This is a genomic window from Flavobacterium ginsenosidimutans, from assembly GCF_003254625.1.
In the GTDB taxonomy this organism is placed as follows: Bacteria; Bacteroidota; Bacteroidia; order Flavobacteriales; family Flavobacteriaceae; genus Flavobacterium; species Flavobacterium ginsenosidimutans.
Map to the genome: position 1 here is coordinate 1 of NZ_QJRJ01000033.1, position 560 is coordinate 560.

Below are 560 nucleotides of genomic sequence, written 5' to 3' on the forward strand. Positions count from 1 at the left end.
CCTCCAGATGGTGACCATGAATAGGTGTAAGGGCCTGTTCCTCCAGAGGCAGTTACTGTAGCCGTGCCGTTATCTGCCTGACTGCATAAAACGTCTGTTTTTGCTATTGAAGCGGCAAGCAGAGCCGGTTCATCTATAGTTACCGTTTCTGCTGCAGAGCATCCATTTGCATCTGTTATGGTGACAGTGTATGTCCCGGCAGAAAGCCCGGAAGCGGCTGCGGCAGTCCCTCCGGAAGGAGCCCAAGCATATGTGTACGAACCGGTTCCGCCTGAAGCAGCTACAGCAGCAGATCCATTAGCTCCGCCATTGCAGGAAACATCGGTTTTAGATATTGCAGCCGTAATTGCATCAGGTTCTGTTATGGTAAAGCTTTCTGTCTTGGTGCATAAATTGGCATCTGTTATGGTAACGGTATAGGTTCCGGCAGATAGGCCAGTCGCTGTGGCTGCAGTCCCTCCCGATGGAGCCCATGAATAGGTGTAGGCGCCTGTTCCGCCAGTTACGGCTACAGAAGCAGATCCGTTATTTCCCCCATTGCAGGTGACATCTGTCTGCGC

Annotated in this window: 1 protein-coding gene; it reads right to left on the reverse strand. The window is 52.1% G+C overall.

The window, feature by feature from the left end; translation table 11 throughout:
- Window positions 1-560, reverse strand: a 560-nt coding sequence (locus tag DM444_RS00160) for a SprB repeat-containing protein (RefSeq protein ID WP_204251644.1), incomplete at both ends; no start/stop codon positions are given.